Below are 17,066 nucleotides of genomic sequence, written 5' to 3'. Positions count from 1 at the left end.
GACGGCCGCCGGTCACCCGGCGGCCGTTTCGCTGTCCGGACGCCGGGGTACGCCAGGTGTCATGACAGACCGCAGGGACGACGGCGTGTGGCGTGACGAGGAGAAGCTCTCCGTCAAGGACCTCAGCGAGGCGATGGCCAGCTGGGACACCGACGGGCAGGGCGACCCGACCGACAACGACGCCGGCGAGGAGCAGGCCTTCGGGCACGACGCCCAGGTGTCGACCGAGGGCGGGCCGGGCCTGACGGACCCGGACCGCGAGAACCGCCCCAGCACCACCGGCCGCGGCGGGCCGCACTAGGCGCTCCGTGCTCGGTCACGACCGCGACCAGGTGCCTGGTCGCGGTCGTTTTTTTCCGTACGCGTCCCCGGGTCCCCAGGCGCAGCGGAGGACCCGATGGCCGGGCGAACCCCGCGGTGGTCGTGCCCCGGGGGGCCTCCGCCGCCCGGTCAGCCCCAGACGGTGATGCTGCCCACCTCCGCGGCGATCATGAGGGCGTAGCGGTCCTTCTCCGTGCGCCAGCCCGCCGGGGCCAGGATCGCGCCCGTCCCCGCGCGGGCCCGCCCGGCCCAGGGCACCGCGACCAGGCCCGCGCCGCCGCGCAGGTGCAGGCGCAGGGGCGTACCCGGGGGCATCGCCACCGCCACCTCGCCCACGCCGCCGGCCACGAGGATCGGCACCGTGCCCCGCGGCGGCGGCAGCCGCAGGCTGACCAGGCCGGTCCCCGAGCCGAGCTCCAACCGGCTCAGCCGGCCCGCGGCCAGGTCCAGGTGCTGCTCGCCGGCGCCCGCCGGGAGCCGGATGTCCCAGCGCACCGCCCGGTTCAGCAGGATCTCCACGGTGTCCGGGCCGTCGCCGCCGGTCGGGCGCAGGCCGAGGCGGACCCGGCCCGGGGCGCCGGTGACCGCCGGCGCCAGGCCCGAGTCGGCCGGCGTGCTGATCCGGTAGAGCAGGCCCGGCAGGTCGGCCAGGCGCACGTCGACCCGCGACGCGGCGTCCCGGACGATCAGGAAGGCGGCGGTCCGGCCGTGCAGCGCGCCGGCCAGCACGTGCTCCTGTGGACCGTCACCCGGCGGAGCCTGCCGGCCGCCGAGCGTCGTCACGGGACCGCAGCCGGCCGCGGACAGCACCACGATCACGGCCGCGAGCAGCGACAACACCGATCGCGTACCGCTCGTGGAGCGACGATGACGCTGCGCAGTGGGCACCAACGGACAACCAGGAATCGGCCGAAAGGGTGACGGTGAAGCACCCAAATCGGGCAACAATATCCGGATGCGTTCAGCCGGTTTTCTGTCCGAGCGTCAGCGCCGCCTCGCGTGGGTGGGTTTCCTGCTCGCCGCGTTCCAGGCTCCTGCCGCCGCCCAGCTCATCGACGACGCCTCCTGGCTCTTCGCCGTGGTGGTCGCTCTCCTCGTTGCCGCTGTGATCATCGCCGACGACACCCAACGGCGCCGCCCGACGGCGGACTGACCCGGGTTCGATCCCCTCGACACCGGGGGCAGCGCCGCCCCCGGCCCACCACGGACGCCTTCCGCCGACCCGCGCGGGCTCAGCGGGCCTCGTGACCTTCCCGTCCCCGGGTCCGCCGGCGTTCCTTCAGCTCGGCCTCGTAGAGGTGGCGCCGCCCGCCGGCCAGTTCGTCGCGCGCGTCCTTCTCCACCGCGCGGAAGTCGGCGTAGTAGCCGTCGTCGAACTCCTCCACGAGCTGGAACGTCCAGTGCCCCGGCACGACGTTGCGGCCGATCAGCTCCTGCGCGATCCGCTCGGCGATCTTGGGCTGGCCGGCCTGGACGAACAGCGACACCGCCTCGTCGAGCTTGAAATCGGCCTCCCCGACGAGCTGGTGCAGGGAGTACAGGTGCCCGCGCACCCGCTCGACGGTCTCCAGGGCCTCGCTGAGCCTGCCCAGCGCCTCCACCGTGACGTCGTCCACGCCGTCGGGCCGGCGGTGCGCGCTGTCGGGGCCGTCCACCATCGGTGTCTCCTCATCTCGGGTCCGGCCCCCGCAGTTCCCCACCGGCGCGAGTTCAACCGAGCTGCACCGATCACGGACACCGTTGGCTACCCGGGGCTCTCTAGCTTTCTTACTTATGAATGGCCTGTTCAGCGGCGCTGCCGCCCGCGCTGCCCTGCGTTCCGCCCACGCCAGCCTCGAGGAGTTGATGGCGTCCGTCGGCGTCACCGGCCTCGCCGCCGCGGCGCAGTCCCCGGGGCTGCTCGCCGCCGTCGACCAGCACAGCGCGGGTGTCCGCGACAGCCTGTCGACCGACACCCGCCCGCTCACGGCGATCATCCTGGCGGCGTACGCCGAGGGTGTCCGCGACGCGGCGTTCAAGCACGGCTGGCGGGCGCCGGCCGGAGCGATCGACTGGACCGCGAACGACTGGGTGCTCAACCGCCTGCTGGCGGTGTGCTCGCTCATCCGTACCCTGCCCTGACCCTCCGCTGACAGGCCACGCCGACCGTATCGGGGCCGGCGCCGGACATCCGGCGCCGGCCCCCCGTCATGTCGGCCGGGCCGTCAGGACGCGGGCCCGTCGTCCCGGCGTACGCGGATGACCTGGGTCTTCTCCCCCTCCGCGGCGCCACCCTGCTGGGGCAGGGACGGCCGGCGGTCGCTCGGGGTGATCGTCACCGTGCTGTCGGGGTCGGGCGGCGCCGGGCCGGTCTCCGGCGCCGTGACGTCGGCCGTGCGCTCCGGGTCGTCGTCGGCGGACCGTACGGGCGGGGTGGCCGCGTCGGCGCCGGTCCGTGCCTCCGCGTCGGCTTCCTTTCCGGTGCCGGTCGAAGCGTCATCATCCGGGAGGGCCGTCGCCGATACCGCCCCCGTACGGCGGCGCGAGCCGGCGTCGTCAGCCGGCTCGGCACCGGCAGTGGTGTCGCCGGTCCCCTGATCGTCGGGGATGTCCCCGCTCCGGACGGCGAGGGTGGCCTCTCCGTCCGGGCTGCCCGCCGCAGCGTCGTCGGATTCCGGGCCGCTTGCGGCAACCGCGCCGACGCCCACCTCGCCTCCGGCGGCGACATCGTCGCCCGTCCGGTCTCCGGACGGCTCCGCGCCGCCGGAGTCGTCTCCCCGCCGCCCGCCGGGACGTTCCACGCCGACGGAATCGTCGTCCGCCGGGGTCGCCGCGGCGCCTTCCCGCCGCAGCCACGCCGTCGTCTCGGCGGTGTCCGCGCCCCGGTCGTCGAAGCCCGGCACCACGTGCGGCCGGTCGTCGCTGCCCGGCCACGGCCGCTGCGTCGGAATCACCTGCGTCTTCTCCGCGGCCGCGGCCTCCAGCGCCCGCTGCCGCTCCGCCTCCTGCGCCGCCCGTTCCGCCTCGGCCCGGGCCGCCTCGGCGGCGGCCGCCGCCCGCGCCGTCCGGTCGCGCTGCGCCTGCTCCGCCGCTCGGGCCTGCTCGGCGGCCAGCTCCGCAGCGGCCCGGGCAGCCTGTTCCTCGGCCGCCTTGCGCTCGGCCGCCGCGCGGGCGGCTTCCTCCTCGGCCGCCTTCTGCTCGGCCGCCAGCCGGGCCCGCTCGTCGGCGTAGCTGCGGGCGTGCTCGCGGATGGCGGCCGACTCGGTGCCGGCCCGATCCAGCCAGACCTCCCAGCGCCGCTGCATCGGCTGGATCAGCCCGCCGCCCACGCCGACGATCAGCACCCCGGCCACGGTCGCCAGCACCGCGACCAGCACCGGCTGGGTGACCGCCGTGGCGATCTGCACCTGGTCCAGCGCCGCGATGACCCCCAGCGCGACGATCAGCCAGTACGTGGCCCGGGCCAGCACCCGCCCGTAGGCCAGCCCGCCGAGGGCGCTGCCGATCAGGTCCCGGGCGGCGCCGCCGATCGCCGCGGCGACCACGATGATGACGATGGCCACGAACGCCCGGGGCAGCCAGCCGATCAGCGCGGTGAGCAGGTCGCTGACCGCGTTCGGGCCCCAGATGCCGAAGGCCAGCTGGAGCGCGAAGAGCAGCACCGCGTAGAAAGCGATCTTGGCGCACAGGTCGCTGGGCTCGGCCCGGCCGCCCAGGGCCCGGCCGATGGCGCCGCGCTCGACGGCCCGGTCGAAGCCGATCCGGCGCAGGGTCTTGGCCACCACCGTGCGCACCAGCCGGGCCAGCACGTAGCCGATGAGCAGGATGGCCAGGAACGCCAGCGCCGTCGGCACGAACAACAACACGGAACGCCACATGTCGCTCAGCGCATCGCTCAGGTCGGCGCCGCTCATCTGTTCTCCTTCGCCGCTGGAGCGGCCGCTGTCAATGCGGCCTGCGCCGACCTTAAGTCGCCCGGCGCCGGGGCGCAGAAGAGAACCGGGCCGGGGCGGCGATTTTCAGGAGCAGGGCGCGCCGTCGACCGTGCAGCCGCCGGGCAGCGCCGCCAGCAGGCCCGCCACCTCGAACGAGAACGTGACCGCCCCGCCGGCCGGCACGGTCGCGCCGGGCAGCGGCGTGAACGTCACCGTCTCGCCGTCCTGACCGACCGACGCCCCGGACGCGGTCACCGGGTTGCCGCCCGGCACGGTCAGCGTGACCCGCCAGGCGGTCACCTCGCGGGAGCCGGGGTTCTCGAGGCGGATCGTCGCGGCGTACCCCAGGAAACCGTCCGCGGCGGCCTCCTCGGCGTGGCGGAGAACCGCCGTCAGCGGCAGCGGCGGGGCCGGCGCGACGACCGGTTCGGTGGTCGCCGGGCCGGGCGCCGGCGGCGTCGCCCGGTCGCCCGGCTGCGCGACCGGCGGAACGGGCGGCCCCGGCCGGCTCGGCGACTTCCCGCTCCCCGGCCGCGAGCGGGCCGGGCGGCCCGTTCCGGAGCCCGCCGCGCCGGTGCTCGTCGGGGCCGGCCCGGTGGTGCGGCCGGCGACCGGCTCGGCGCCGAGCAGCCCGGGGTCGAGCACCGGCGCGTCCTCGGTGGGGAGGGCGGAGACCGCGAGGCGCGGCGCCTGGGCCCGGGCCCCGCCGGACGGGTGGCCGAGGCCGGCGTACCCGAGACCGGCGCCGGCCAGGATCACCACGGCCGCGCCGGCGATCATCATGGCCCGTCCCGGCCGCCGCGGGCGCTGTCGAATGTGCGACACAGCCGGCGCCGCGGCCGTCGGCGTCAGTGACCGGGTGCTTCCGGGCGCCGTGGGCGCGGTCCACGGCGCGGGCGCCGGCTCCGGCGCCGCCAGGTCGTAGACGTATGCCGGCACGGGATCGAATTGCTGCAGCTCAGCGGCGTATCCCAGGACGCCGCGGCGGGGCTCGGGCGGCGGGTTTCTCCTCACCGCGGGAATATAGGCTTGCCAAGATCAGCAGAGCCACGACCGATTCCGGTACGGCCGGACTACGCACGGTGAGATCACGCGGGAACGGGTCACGGGCGGCACACCGGCTTCGTCCAGGCGTACCGGGCATAATCGGACGTCCGTATGGTGCCCCCATCGTCCGAACGGCGGAGGCGGGCTACGCTCATCTCATGGTCGGCATGGGGAGCTCTCTCGCGATGACCACGCTGCCCGATCAGACCGGCGTGCCGCCGGAGCGCGCCCTCGACTGTGCCGAGCTCGTGCGCGGGTTCGCGTGGGCGGAGACCTCGCTGGGTCCGGACGGGGCGTGGGATCCGGCGCTCCGCGCGACGGTGGAGATGTTGCTTGCCTCGCCGGTGCCGATGGTGCTGGCGTACGGCGACGACCACGTGCTGGTCTACAACGACGCGTACGCGGAAGTGCTCGGGGCCCGGCACCCGGCGGCGCTGGGCCGGCCCGCCGCCGAGGTCTTCGGCGAACTCTGGCACACCCCCGGCGTCGGCGGGGTCATCGCCGACGTCTACCGCACCGGCCAGCCGTTCCTGGAGGCCGAAACGCAGGTGGCCGTCGCCCGCGGCGGCGCGGGCCACGTCGAGCAGGCCTCGTTCACCCGCGGCCACTCGGTGATCCGCGACCTGCAGGGCGCGGTCGTGGGCGTGCTGACCGTCGCCGCCGAGACCACCCAGGTGACCCGCCGGCTGCAGAGCCTCGGCGACCTCACCGCGCGGCTGGCGTCGGCGCTGACCATCGACGACGTCGCCCGCGTCGTCCTGGCCTACGCGATGACGTCGTTCGACGTCGACCACTGCGTCTTCGCGGTCGACGACGGCGCGGAGTTCCGCTACGTGCGGCGCATCCGCGGCGAGATGATGGACGAGGCCGACGAGCGCCTGCCGCCGCTGTGGAAGAGGATCGGCCCCGACCCGGCCGCCCCGATCGTGACGGCCGCGCAGACCGGCCGGCCGACGTTCCAGGCCGACGGCAGCCCGCTGGCCAAGATCGCCACGGATCGCCACGAGCGCCGGGTCCGCGCGCTGGCCGCCATGCCGCTGCGCACGCCCCTGCTGCGCGGCGCCCTGACCATGGGCTACCGCACCGCGCACAATTGGCTGCCGGCCGAGCGCGCCCTGCTGTACGCGGCGGCCGAGCTGGTGGCCCAGGCCGCCGAGCGGGCCCGCCGCTTCGAGGCGCAGCACGGCACGGCCCAGCTGTTGCAGCGCAGCATGCTCCCCGAGCACCTGCCCGAGCTCGACCGGTTCCGCATCGCCGCGCGGTACGACGTCGGCGTGGACGGCAACGCGGCGGGCGGCGACTTCTACGACGCGTTCGAGCTGAACGACGGGCGCCTGGCCATGGTGCTGGGCGACGTGGCCGGTCACGACGTACGGGCCGCCGCCGTGATGGGGCAGGTCCGGGCCGCGCTGCGGGCGCTGGCCCTCACCGACCCGGCGCCCGGCGCGGTGCTGGCGGGGCTGGACCGGCTGGTCGGCTCGCTGGGCGCGGAGTCGCGCAACGAGGAGATCTTCGTGACCGTGGTGTACGGCGTGCTCGACCCCGCCGACGGCACGATCACCCTGGCCAGCGCCGGGCACCCGCCACCGGTGCTGCGCCGCGCCGGCCCACAGAGCGGCCCGGCCACGGCCGAGCTGGTCCGGGTGCCGCCGGGCGCGCCGCTGGGCCTGGGCGGGCGCTGGCGCACCACGGTCGTACGGCTGGAGCCGGGCGACTCGATCCTGCTGTTCAGCGACGGCGTGGTGGAGCGCCGGGACCGCCCGCTGAGCGCCGGCCTGGCCGACCTGGTGGCCGCGGCGGCCGGCGCCACCAGCGGCGACCCGCGCAACCTGTGCTCGCTGGCCACCGCGGCCGTGTCCGGCAGCACCGACGACGACGTGGCGGTGCTCGCCGTGGAACGGGCGGTGACGCTCAGCCGCTCGGCCACCATGCTGGTGCCGGCCGAGCCGACCGGCCCGAGCCGGGTCCGCCAGTGGATGTCGACCCGGCTGCGCGAGTGGTCGGTGCCCGAGCCGGTGATCGGCGCGGCGATCCTGTGCACCAGCGAGCTGACCACCAACGCCCTGCTGCACGCCGGCACCCCGGCCCAGGTGCACATCGACCTGAGCGCGGAGCGCCTGCTGGTGTCGGTGGCCGACACGGGTACGCGCGGCAGCGTGACCCGGGCCCGGACGGACGCGCTGAGCAGCCGCGGCCGGGGCCTGGGCCTGATCGAGGAGCTGAGCGACACCTGGGGCACGGATCCGACGGTGCGCGGCTCCACGGTCTGGTTCGAAATGCTCATCCCGCCCCGCTGAACCGAGTTTGCCGCCCCGGCACGGGGTATTCGCCCTGTATGACTGGACAACCCGGAGTGCTGTTCGACGTCGACGGCACCCTCGTCGACACCACCTACCTGCACGCGGTGGCATGGTGGGAGGCGCTGCGGCAGTTCGACCACGACGTGCCGATGGCCGAGATCCACCGCGGCATCGGCATGGGCTCCGACAAGATCCTCGACCACCTCCTCGGCGACGACCGCGACAAGGACGCCGACGACGACCTGACCACGGCCCACGACGTGCTCTACGGCGCCTGGTGGGAACGGCTGCGCCCGCTGCCCGGCGCCGGCGACCTCCTGCGAGCCTGCGCCGACCGGGGCCTCGCCGTGGTGCTGGCCTCCTCGGCCAAGGAGCGCGAACTGGGCATCCTGCGCAAGATCATCGACGCCGAGGCGGCGATCACGGCGGCGACCTCGTCGTCGGACGCCGAGCAGAGCAAACCCGCCCCGGACATCCTGGAGGCGGCGCTGGCCCAGTCGGGCGTGGACCCCCGGCAGTGCGTCTTCGTGGGCGACGCCGTGTGGGACGTCAAGGCGGCGGCGAAGCTGGACATCCCGTGCATCGGGCTGGCCTGCGGCGGGACGAGCGCGGCGGAGCTGCTGGAGGCGGGGGCGATCGCGACCTACCGGGATCCGGCGGAGCTGTTACGGGATCTGGAGAGCTCGGCGATCGCCAAGCTGACTGGCTCGGCCTGAGGGCCGGCCTCGACGGTGGGGGGCCGCTGTGGCCGGGCGCGCGGTCGGGGGTCGGCTTGGCGCTGCTGTGCTCGGAGGTCTCCCGGTGGCTCGCGGTCCGTGCGGCCGCCTCCGCCTTTCCGCCCTTCTGCCTTTCCGCCTCTCCGCCTTTCCGCCTTTCCGCCTTCCGCCTTTCCGCCTCTGCGCCTCTGCGCCTCTGCGCCTCTCCGCCTCTCCGCCTCTCCGCCTCTCCGCCTCTCCGCCTGGGCGGATCTTGATGAGCCACCACATCCGGTGACCACCGCCGTGGCGAGCCACCACTGCCCGATCTTGGGTGAAGGGCAGCCATCTTTCCGGCCTGACCGCCACAACATCCGATAGCCCAGCGCCGCCGTCAGCCACCACTGTCCCGATCTTGGTGAACACCCGCCGGGTCCCGGGGTCCACCGCCACAACATCCACCGGTCAGCACCAGCCGCCAACCACCCGTAACCGATCTTGGCGAGGGGCGGCCGTCTTTCGGGCTCCACCGCCACAACATCCATCCGCCGAGGCCGCCGCGAGCCACGACCGCCACCCGATCTTGTTGAAGACCCGCCCGCTGGCGGCCCTTACCGCCACAACATCCGGTGACCCACGCCGCGGCGAGCCACCACCGCCCAATCTTGATGAGGGCCAGCCATCTTTCCGGCCCCACCGCCACAACATCCGATCACCAGCGCAGCGGCGAGCCAGCGCCACCCGATCTTGGTGAAAACACGCCGGTTCTGGCGCTCCACCGCCACAACATCCACCGGCCAGCACCCACCGCCAACCACACCTACTCATCGATCTTGATGAGAGGCAGCCATCTTTCAGGCTCCACCGCAACAACGTCCGCCCGCCAATGCCGCAGCGGCCCACGACCACCACTCGATCTTGCTGCATACGCGCCTGTCGGCGGCTCCCGCCGCCACAACATTCGTTAGCCCAGCGCCGCGGCCAGCCACCACCACACCGACCTTGGTGAGGGGCCGCCATCATTCAGGCCTCACCGCCACAACATCCGATAGCCCAACCCCACGGCAGCCACCACCACCCCGATTCTGGTGAACACGCCGGTTCCCGGGCTCCACCACCACAACATCCACCCGCCAACGCCGCGGCCAGCCACCATCCGATCTTGGTGAAAACACGCCAGTCGCCGCGCTCCACCGCCACAACATCCACCGGCCGGCACCGGCCGCCAGTCCGCACTAATCCATCTTGATGAGGGCCGGCCGCCCTTCAGGCTTCACCGCAACAACATCCACCCCGGCGCCCCGGCGCCCCGGCACCCCGGCACCCCGGCACCCCGGCACCCCGGCACCCCGGCACCCGGCACCCGGCACCCGGCACCCGGCACCCGGCACCCCGATCTAAACGCCCCCAAATCCCCTACGGCCGCCGCCACTCATCCCCCGTCAGATGCGAACCTGCCTGCGGCCCCATCATCAACATCCCCCCATCCACCGGCCAAGAAGCCCCAGTCACATAGCTCCCACCAGCCCCGGCCAGAAAAGCCACCACCGCCGCCACCTCCCGCGCGTCCCCCGGCCGCCCCAACGGCACGCCGGGCCGCTCGACGCCGGCCGGGTCCACGTCCTCCTGGCCGGTCATCGGGGTCGCGATCTCCCCGGGCGCCACCGCGTTGACCGTGATGCCGTGCTCCCCCAGCTCCTGGGCCATGACCCGGGTCAGCATCCCGAGCCCGCCCTTGGCCGCGCAGTAGGCGCCCGCACCGACCCGCGGCGCCGTCTCGTGCACGCTGGTGATGTTGATGATGCGGCCGCCGCGGCCGGTGGCGACCATGCGGCGGGCGGCGCGCTGGGCGCAGAGGAAGGGGCCGTCCAGGTCCACGGCGAGCACTCGGCGCCATTCGTCCCAGCCGGTTTCCAGCACCGGGGTGGATGTGCCGGCGCCGGCGCAGTTCACCAGCACGCCGAGGCCGCCGAGGGCGTCGGCGAGTTCGTCGATGACGTCGGCCGCCGCCGGCAGCCGGGTCAGGTCGAGGTCGCGGATCTCGGCGCGGCGCCCGGCCCGGCGGACCTCGTCGGCGGTGCGTCGGGCGTGTTCGTCGTCGCGGTAGCGGGTGATGCCCACGTCGTAGCCGTCGGCGGCGAGGGCGACCGCGATCGCGCGGCCGATGCCGGATTCGGAGCCGGTCACCACCGCGACCCGGGGATGGTTGATGTCCTGGACGTTCATGGGCGCCGCGTACCCCGCCGGGCCGCGGACTACCACGCTCCCGGCCGCATGTTTGTCCCCGGCGGGGGGCAGTGGGGAGCGGTGCAGCTGTCCGACCTCCTCTTCGCCCTGTTCGGGGTGGGGGCCCTGCTGGCCGGCATCCTGCCGCGGGTCCTCGAACGCCGTCCCCTGTCCATGCCGATCGTCTTCCTGGCCCTCGGCATGCTCGTCTTCGCGCTGCCGCTCGGGCTGCCGGAGGCCGATCCGCTCGCCCATCCCGAGCTCACCGAGCATCTGACCGAGGTGTGCGTGATCGTCGCGCTGATGGGCGCCGGGCTCAAGATCGACCGGCCGTTGACCGCGCGCCGGTGGTCCTCGACGTGGCGGCTGCTGGCCGTCGCGATGCCGGTCACGATCGCCGCGGTGGCGCTGGCCGGGTGGTGGTGGGCCGGGCTGGTGCCGGCGACCGCGCTGCTGCTCGGCGCCGCGCTCGCCCCGACCGACCCGGTGCTGGCCTCCGACGTCCAGGTCGGCGAGCCGACCGACGAGGAGGACTCCGAGGACGAGGTGCGGTTCGCGCTGACCTCGGAGGCGGGCCTGAACGACGGGCTGGCCTTCCCCTTCGTGTACGCGGCCATCGCGCTGGCCACCGTGGCGGTGACCGGCGAGGACTGGTTCGGCGAGTGGGCGCTGAGGGACGTGCTCTACAAGGTGGCGGCCGGGGTGGCCGGCGGGCTGCTCGTCGGCAAGTTGCTGGGGCGGCTCTTCTTCCGGGCCCGCAACCGCAACCTGCGCCTGGCCCACCACTCCGAGGGCTTCCTCGCCCTGGCCGCGACGTTCCTCGCGTACGGGCTGGTGGAGGTGGTCGGCGGGTACGGCTTCCTGGCGGTGTTCGTGGCCGCGCGGGGCATCCGGGCGGCGCAGCGCACCGACGAGTACCACCAGGTGCTGCACGACTTCGCCGAGCAGATCGAGCGGCTGCTGACCGTACTGCTGCTCCTGCTCCTCGGCGGCGCCGTGGTCGGCGGCCTGCTCGGGCCGCTCACCTGGCCCGCCGCCCTGACCGGGCTGGCCCTGATCTTCGTGGTCCGGCCGGTGGCCGGCTTCCTGTCGCTGCGCGGCGCGCCCGGCCATCCGGCCGAGCACGCCGTCATCGCGGCGTTCGGCATCCGCGGGATCGGCTCGTTCTACTACCTGGCGTACGCGATGACCCACGCCCCGTTCCCGGCGGTCGATGTCGTATGGGCGACAGTGGCCTTCGTCGTCGTCGTGAGCGTGCTGTTGCACGGTGTCGCGGTCACGCCCGTGATGCGGCTTCTGGACCGATACAACGAGCGGACCCGTACCCCGGAAGAGCGACACGCTCAGTAATCATCGTGACTATGAGTAATCCACTTCCCGCGAAGTCGTAGTTCTTTTAGGACATTGAACCCGGGCGTAGTGGCAGAGCGTATTCATGGCTGTAAGGTGATCGCATCTCGCCCGCGGTCGGGATTCCACGATGGAGCACAGGCACGATGGAGCACAGGAAAGGTGGGGCCGATGCGTCTTCGGGGCTTTGCGCCGGCGACCCCCTGCTGGGTCGAGCTGGCGAGCGCTGATCCCGCCCGGGCCGCGGAATTCTACGCCGGGCTCTTCGGCTGGGAACCCGCCGGCGACCGGTTCAAGCTCGGCGGCCGCGCGGCGGCCGGGCTGACCCGGGCCCGCGCCGACCGGCCCGCGGGCTGGCTCACCTACCTGACCGAGCACAACCTCGAGGCGTCCATCACCCGGGTCCGCGAGGCGGGCGGCCGCCTGGTCACCGAGCCGGCCGAGGGGCACGGCGGGCGGTCCGCGCTGATCGCCGACCCGGCCGGCGCGCTGCTCGGCCTCTGGGAGAGCGCCGGCTTCACCGGCGCCCAGGTCGGCGGCGAGCCGGGCACCATGACCTTCCCCGAGCTGCTCACCGACGACGCGGAGGCCGCGGCCCGCTTCTACGGCCAGGCCTTCGGCTGGCTGCTGCGCGACGAGTACGGCAGCGACGGCACCCGCGGCGAGTGGATCACCACGGCGCACGACGCGATGGCCGGCCTGGCCCCGAGCCACGGCGGCAGCTGGTGGCGCGCGGCGTTCCAGGTGGCCGACTGCGCGGCGACCATGCAGACGTGCCGGGACCTGGGCGGCGGCGTGATCGCCGGCCCGACCGACATGGGCTTCGGCAGCTACGCGGAACTGCTCGACCCGTGGGGCGTGCCGTTCGCGGTGGCGGCCCCGGCGGCCCTGCCGGTGGAACTCAGCATGTCGTTCACCCCCACGGCAGGCATGGAGTTGACTTTCGGGGGGTAGTAGCACGCCTGTTCGAGAATTCGAGGAGGCAAGGCCATGGCGAATACCGACCAGGATCCGGCGTCGAACACGATCAAGGATCCGGCCGACTGGACCACCGGCGACGAGCCGGCGACCGGCGCCCAGCAGTCGTACCTGCACACCCTGGCCTCGGAGGCCCACGAGGACGTGCCGGAGGAGCTGACGAAGGCCGAGGCGTCCCAGCGCATCGACGAGCTCCAGGAGAAGACCGGCCGCGGCCAGTAGGCCACGACCGGGACGAAGGCGCCGGGCCATGCCCGGCGCCTTTTTCGCGCCTCGACTGTCAACCAGGGTTGACAGCGGCGCTTGTGTCAACGTAAGTTGACAGCATGACCGAAGCAACCGATCTCGCCGCCGCCGCCGGCAGCGCCGATCCACGGGTCGGCCTGCGGGCGGTCGTGGCCCTGCGCCGCCTCCTGGAGGGCCTCGAGCATCTCCAGGTGGCCAACGCGCGCCGCAAAGGCTGGTCCTGGCAGGAGATAGCGGACGCCCTCGAGGTGACCCGCCAAGGCGTACACAAGAAGCACGCCGGACGCGTGCCCATGCAGGATCCCCGGGAGGGCTGAGATGTTCGAGCGATTCACCCATGCCGCACGCGACGCCGTGGTGCGCGCCCGGGAAGAGGCCCGGGCCCTGCGGCAGAGCCCGATCGGCACCCAGCACGTGCTGATCGCCCTGCTGGCCGACCCGGCCGGCCCGATCGCCACGGCCCCGGCGATCAGCAGCCGGAAGGTCGACGCCCGGTTCGTCCGGGCCGAGGTCGAACGCCGGGTGGGGCCCGGCCCCGAGCCGGTCGTGCCGGGGGACAGCACCGAGGCGCAGGACGCGGCGGCGCTCAAGGCGATCGGCATCGACCTGGACGCGGTGCGCCGGGCGATCGAGGAGAACTTCGGCCCGGGCGCCCTGCAGCTGCCCCTCGCCGCGGCGCCGAAGCGGCGCGGCCTGCTGCGCCGTTCCCGGCCCCGGGCCCGCACGAGCGGCCACATCCCGTTCTCGCCGCGCAGCAAGAAGGTGCTGGAGCTGTCGCTGCGCGAGGCGATCCGGCTGAAGCACAACTACATCGCCCCGGAACACCTCATGCTGGGCATCCTGCGGGAGGGTCAGGGCATGGCCGTGCAGATCCTCACCGCGGCCGGCGTGGACCCGGAGCAGCTGCGCGACGACGTCACCCGCTCCCTGGGCAACCAGGCGGCCTGAGCGAGCCGGCGGTCCCGGCGGCGGCGCCGCGCCGACTGAAACGGCCCCGGCCTGGGTAAGAGCTGGCCCTGCTGGTCGCCGCTGGGAACGCCGGAGGAACAACGTGAACTATCGGGTCGAGTACAACGGCGAAGATCTCGAGCTCGCCACCCTGGACGCCGCGCTGGACAACGCCAAGAACGCGATCGCGGCCGACGTCGGGCCGGTCAGCGGGTGGACCGTCGAGCACGACGAGTCGATCAACGACTGGTTCGTGCAGGGCGTGATCAACGGGGAGGCGGTCGGGGCGACCGCGGTCGTCACCGGTCCCGAGCCGATGCTGGCCGCGCGGACCTACCCGCGGCACGCCCCGGCGAGCAGCGACGACGTGGCCCGGCGGCGGGTGTTCACCGGCTCGACCCCGGCCGACGCGCTCGGCATGGCCGCGAACTGGCTGGCCGGGCGCCCGGAGGTGGTGGCCGTCGACGACCTGGGCTGGCGTCCCGGCCGCGACGGCTTCGAGCTGCGCGTGTACTACCGCAGCTGAGCCAGCGCCGCGTGGAGCAGGTGATGACGGGCGCCGCCTACGACGAGATCGCCGACTGGTACGAGACCGAGTTCATCCCGGCCCAGTCCGCACCGGACGATCCCCTCGGCATCCACGACGCCCTGCGTGAGCTGCTCGGCCCCGGCGCCGGCCCGTGCCTCGAGGTGGGCTGCGGCACCGGCGCGTACGCCGGCGCGGTCCGCCGGCTGGGCCGCACCCCGGTCGGCGTCGACCTCTCGGCCGGGATGCTGCGGCACGCCGCCGGCCGGTTGCCGGTCGTACGCGGCGACGCGACCCGGTTGCCGTTCGCGGACGCCGCCGTGCCCGCGGTGATCGCGATGATGGTGCACACCGACATGCCCGGTTATCCCGCGGTGCTGCGCGAGGTGCGCCGGGTGCTCGCCCCCGGCGGCGTGTTCGTGCACGTCGGCGTGCACCCGTGCTTCTGCGGGGCGTTCGCCGACCGGTCCGACCCGGCCGTGACCGTGATCCGCCCCGGCTACCGCGAGCGCGGCTTCAGCCGCGACTCGTGGACCAGCCGGGGCGTGCGGGACAAGGTCGGCGCGATGCACTTCCCGCTGGCCGAGCTGCTCGGCGCGTTCGTGGCCGCCGGGCTGACCGCCGACGGCTTCGCCGAGGGTGGCGGGCCCACGCCCATCACGTTCTCAGTGCGGGCGCGCTGACCACTCGGCCAGGGCGGTCTCGCTGGTGACGTGGTCCAGCGCCAGCAGCGCCGCGCCGTGCAGGGCGCCGTCGTCGCCGTGCGCCGCGTCCACCACCGGTGGCGGCTGTCCACGATGGAACGCCATCAGCCCGTCCCGGTAGGCCGCCGCGAAGCTGTCCGGGGCGGCGGCGCGCAGCGGGGCGGCGAGCCCGCCCAGCGTGACGGTGTCCGGGTCGTGCACGTTGACCAGGCCGCCGATGCCCGCCCCGAGCGCGGCGGCGACGACCGCCAGCGCCCGCCGGGCCGCGGGGTCCCGGGGCGCCCGGTCCAGCACCTGCACGGCGAAGGCGCGCGGGTCGGCCGGCGCGGGCACGCCCAGGTGGCGGGCCAGGGCGCGGCCGTCGACCTCGAGATCCCAGCAGCCGCGCGCCCCGCAGGGACAGGGCCGGGACCGGTCACCGTACGGCTGATGGCCGTACTCACCCGCGGCGCCGTGCGCGCCGGCCGACGGGCGTCCGTCCACAGTGAACGCCCCGCCGATCCCGACCTCGACCATCAGGTGCAGCGCCGCCCGCGCCCCCACGGCGGCGCCGGTGCGGGCCTCGGCCAGCCCGGCGAGGCTGGCGTCGTTACCGGGCAGCAGCGGGATCCCCGCGCCGGCGGTGAGCGGGCTCAGGTCGACGTCGCGCCAGCCCAGCGTGGCCGACTGGGCGAGGCGGCCGTCGTGGATGGTGCCGGCGACGGAGACGGCGACCGCGCGCAACCGGTCGCCGTACCGGTCGCGGACAGCGTCGACGGCCTGCCGGGCGGCGGCGAGCACGGCTGCCGGGTCCCGGCTGTCGTGCCGGGCGCCGGCGGTGTCGAACAGGCGCCCGTCGAGCCCGGCAACCGCGTGCCGGCGGTCCGCGGTGCGCAGATCCACCGCCAGCACGACCGGGCCGTCGGGGTGCGCGCCGAGGACGGTGGTCGGCCGGCCCCGTCCCTGCGGCGGCGCGGGCGCCTCGGCCAGCAGGCTCAGCGCCCGCAGCCGGCCGGTGAGCTCGGTGGCCAGGCCGCTGGTGAGCTGCAGGTCGTGGGCCAGGGCGGCGCGGGTGGCGCCCGGGTGCAGGCGCAGCCAGGCCAGCACCTGGGAGGCGGTGTGCCAGCGGGTCTCCTGGGCCCGCCGGCGGATCGCGCTGGCCATGACCGGGGTTCACCACCTTATGCTCGTATGACGAGGATATTAGGGGGATGGCGTGGACCTCACCATCATCGAGGCGGTGCTCTTCGACATGGACGGCACCCTGGTCGATTCCGACGCGGCCGTCGAACGGGCCTGGCGGTCCTGGGCGGCCGAGTACGGCGTGCCCCCGGACGCCGTGCTGGCCGTCGCGCACGGCGCCCCGGCGGAACGAACCGTCGGGCTCGTCCGCCCCGACCTCGCCGGAACCGCCGCCGCGGACGCCGCCGCCCGCCAGCTGGAGCTGCAGTACGAAGACCTGTCGGACGTGGTGGCCACCCCCGGCGCGCACGAGCTGCTCGCCGCGCTGCGGCTGCCCTGGGCGGTCGTGACCAGCGCGGACGTGCGACTGGCGAGGGCCCGGCTGGGCGCGGCGGGCATCGCGGCGCCGCTGCTGATCACCGTCGAGGACGTCCGCGCGGGCAAGCCCGACCCGGAAGGCTACCTGCGCGCCGCCGAGGTGCTGGGTGTCGCGCCGGGGCGCTGCCTGGTGGTCGAGGACGCGGAGGTCGGCGTCGCCGCCGGGCGGGCCGCGGGCGCCCCGGTGGCCGCCCTCAAGGGCGTGGACGCCGACCTGCGGATCCCCCACCTGACCGCCCTCACCCGGCTGCTGGCCGCAACGAACGCCTGAT

General features: G+C 74.5%; 19 protein-coding genes. 13 read left to right on the top strand and 6 right to left on the bottom strand.

Translation table 11 applies throughout. The annotated features are described in order from the left end of the window. Nucleotides 1-61: 61 nt before the first annotated feature. Nucleotides 62-301 carry a hypothetical protein gene (locus Ani05nite_RS08780; RefSeq protein WP_203766673.1) on the top strand — a complete coding sequence of 80 codons (240 nt, stop codon included), beginning with the start codon at nt 62-64 and terminating at the stop codon, nt 299-301. Between the two features lie 149 nt (nt 302-450). Here Ani05nite_RS08780 and Ani05nite_RS08775 read toward each other — a convergent pair whose 3' ends face one another. Beyond that, complete coding sequence (locus Ani05nite_RS08775; RefSeq protein WP_239129515.1) at nt 451-1,161, bottom strand: toast rack family protein; 711 nt, start codon at nt 1,159-1,161, stop codon at nt 451-453. A 115-nt stretch (nt 1,162-1,276) separates the two neighbouring features. Between Ani05nite_RS08775 and Ani05nite_RS08770 the strand changes: the two genes are divergently transcribed. Beyond that, on the top strand, nt 1,277-1,474 hold the full coding sequence (locus tag Ani05nite_RS08770; RefSeq protein WP_203766671.1) for a hypothetical protein: 198 nt from the start codon (nt 1,277-1,279) through the stop codon (nt 1,472-1,474). 79 nt (nt 1,475-1,553) lie between these two features. On the opposite strand, the gene Ani05nite_RS08765 is transcribed toward Ani05nite_RS08770, so the two are convergent. Beyond that, a complete protein-coding gene (locus Ani05nite_RS08765; protein ID WP_203766669.1) occupies nt 1,554-1,979 on the bottom strand; it encodes a hypothetical protein in 426 nt (141 codons plus the stop codon). 115 nt (nt 1,980-2,094) lie between these two features. Here Ani05nite_RS08765 and Ani05nite_RS08760 point away from each other — a divergent pair, with 115 nt between their 5' ends. Then, entirely contained in the window at nt 2,095-2,442 is a 348-nt protein-coding gene (locus tag Ani05nite_RS08760; protein WP_203766667.1) for a DUF6401 family natural product biosynthesis protein, read from the top strand. A gap of 83 nt (nt 2,443-2,525) precedes the next feature. On the opposite strand, the gene Ani05nite_RS42340 is transcribed toward Ani05nite_RS08760, so the two are convergent. Together Ani05nite_RS42340 and Ani05nite_RS08750 are read right to left on the bottom strand one after the other, a co-directional pair. Then, nucleotides 2,526-4,214, bottom strand: a complete 1,689-nt coding sequence (locus Ani05nite_RS42340; RefSeq protein ID WP_203766666.1) for a mechanosensitive ion channel family protein — start codon at nt 4,212-4,214, stop codon at nt 2,526-2,528. 105 nt (nt 4,215-4,319) lie between these two features. Beyond that, nucleotides 4,320-5,249 (bottom strand): cellulose binding domain-containing protein, encoded by a 930-nt coding sequence (locus tag Ani05nite_RS08750; RefSeq protein WP_203766665.1) that lies wholly within the window; start codon nt 5,247-5,249, stop codon nt 4,320-4,322. 191 nt (nt 5,250-5,440) lie between these two features. On the opposite strand from Ani05nite_RS08750, the gene Ani05nite_RS08745 reads away from it, so the two are divergent. Continuing rightward, nucleotides 5,441-7,579 (top strand): ATP-binding SpoIIE family protein phosphatase, encoded by a 2,139-nt coding sequence (locus Ani05nite_RS08745; RefSeq protein ID WP_203766664.1) that lies wholly within the window; start codon nt 5,441-5,443, stop codon nt 7,577-7,579. 38 nt (nt 7,580-7,617) lie between these two features. Continuing rightward, nucleotides 7,618-8,298 (top strand): HAD family hydrolase, encoded by a 681-nt coding sequence (locus Ani05nite_RS08740; RefSeq protein WP_203766663.1) that lies wholly within the window; start codon nt 7,618-7,620, stop codon nt 8,296-8,298. A gap of 1,395 nt (nt 8,299-9,693) precedes the next feature. On the opposite strand, the gene Ani05nite_RS08735 is transcribed toward Ani05nite_RS08740, so the two are convergent. Continuing rightward, nucleotides 9,694-10,503 (bottom strand): SDR family oxidoreductase, encoded by an 810-nt coding sequence (locus tag Ani05nite_RS08735; RefSeq protein WP_203766662.1) that lies wholly within the window; start codon nt 10,501-10,503, stop codon nt 9,694-9,696. 48 nt (nt 10,504-10,551) lie between these two features. On the opposite strand from Ani05nite_RS08735, the gene Ani05nite_RS08730 reads away from it, so the two are divergent. From Ani05nite_RS08730 to Ani05nite_RS08700, 7 genes are all read left to right on the top strand, one after another. After that, nucleotides 10,552-11,853, top strand: coding sequence for a cation:proton antiporter (locus tag Ani05nite_RS08730; protein WP_377881342.1), 1,302 nt, complete (start codon nt 10,552-10,554; stop codon nt 11,851-11,853). A gap of 171 nt (nt 11,854-12,024) precedes the next feature. Further along, entirely contained in the window at nt 12,025-12,807 is a 783-nt protein-coding gene (locus Ani05nite_RS08725) for a VOC family protein (protein ID WP_239129511.1), read from the top strand. Between the two features lie 36 nt (nt 12,808-12,843). Beyond that, nucleotides 12,844-13,053, top strand: a complete 210-nt coding sequence (locus Ani05nite_RS08720) for a DUF3072 domain-containing protein (protein WP_203766657.1) — start codon at nt 12,844-12,846, stop codon at nt 13,051-13,053. A 104-nt stretch (nt 13,054-13,157) separates the two neighbouring features. Continuing rightward, the gene (locus Ani05nite_RS08715; protein WP_023560874.1) at nt 13,158-13,394 is read left to right on the top strand and encodes a hypothetical protein; all 237 of its coding nucleotides are present in this window, start codon (nt 13,158-13,160) and stop codon (nt 13,392-13,394) included. A 1-nt stretch (nt 13,395) separates the two neighbouring features. After that, nucleotides 13,396-14,025 carry a Clp protease N-terminal domain-containing protein gene (locus Ani05nite_RS42335; protein WP_203766655.1) on the top strand — a complete coding sequence of 210 codons (630 nt, stop codon included), beginning with the start codon at nt 13,396-13,398 and terminating at the stop codon, nt 14,023-14,025. A gap of 103 nt (nt 14,026-14,128) precedes the next feature. Then, on the top strand, nt 14,129-14,551 hold the full coding sequence (locus tag Ani05nite_RS08705; protein WP_203766653.1) for a hypothetical protein: 423 nt from the start codon (nt 14,129-14,131) through the stop codon (nt 14,549-14,551). 23 nt (nt 14,552-14,574) lie between these two features. Continuing rightward, nucleotides 14,575-15,234: a class I SAM-dependent methyltransferase gene (locus Ani05nite_RS08700; protein ID WP_203766651.1), complete on the top strand. Its 660-nt coding sequence runs from the start codon at nt 14,575-14,577 to the stop codon at nt 15,232-15,234. Here the strand turns inward: Ani05nite_RS08700 and Ani05nite_RS08695 are convergent. Next, on the bottom strand, nt 15,217-16,398 hold the full coding sequence (locus Ani05nite_RS08695) for an ROK family protein (protein ID WP_203766649.1): 1,182 nt from the start codon (nt 16,396-16,398) through the stop codon (nt 15,217-15,219). The genes Ani05nite_RS08700 and Ani05nite_RS08695 overlap by 18 nt on opposite strands. A 52-nt stretch (nt 16,399-16,450) precedes the next feature. Here Ani05nite_RS08695 and Ani05nite_RS08690 point away from each other — a divergent pair, with 52 nt between their 5' ends. Further along, nucleotides 16,451-17,065 carry an HAD-IA family hydrolase gene (locus Ani05nite_RS08690; protein WP_203766648.1) on the top strand — a complete coding sequence of 205 codons (615 nt, stop codon included), beginning with the start codon at nt 16,451-16,453 and terminating at the stop codon, nt 17,063-17,065. Nucleotide 17,066: the final 1 nt, after the last annotated feature.

Source organism: Actinoplanes nipponensis (genome assembly GCF_016862275.1).
Taxonomy (GTDB): domain Bacteria; phylum Actinomycetota; class Actinomycetes; order Mycobacteriales; family Micromonosporaceae; genus Actinoplanes; species Actinoplanes nipponensis.
The sequence above is the reverse complement of the archived record's forward strand: the minus strand, read 5'-3'. Positions and strand labels throughout refer to the sequence as shown.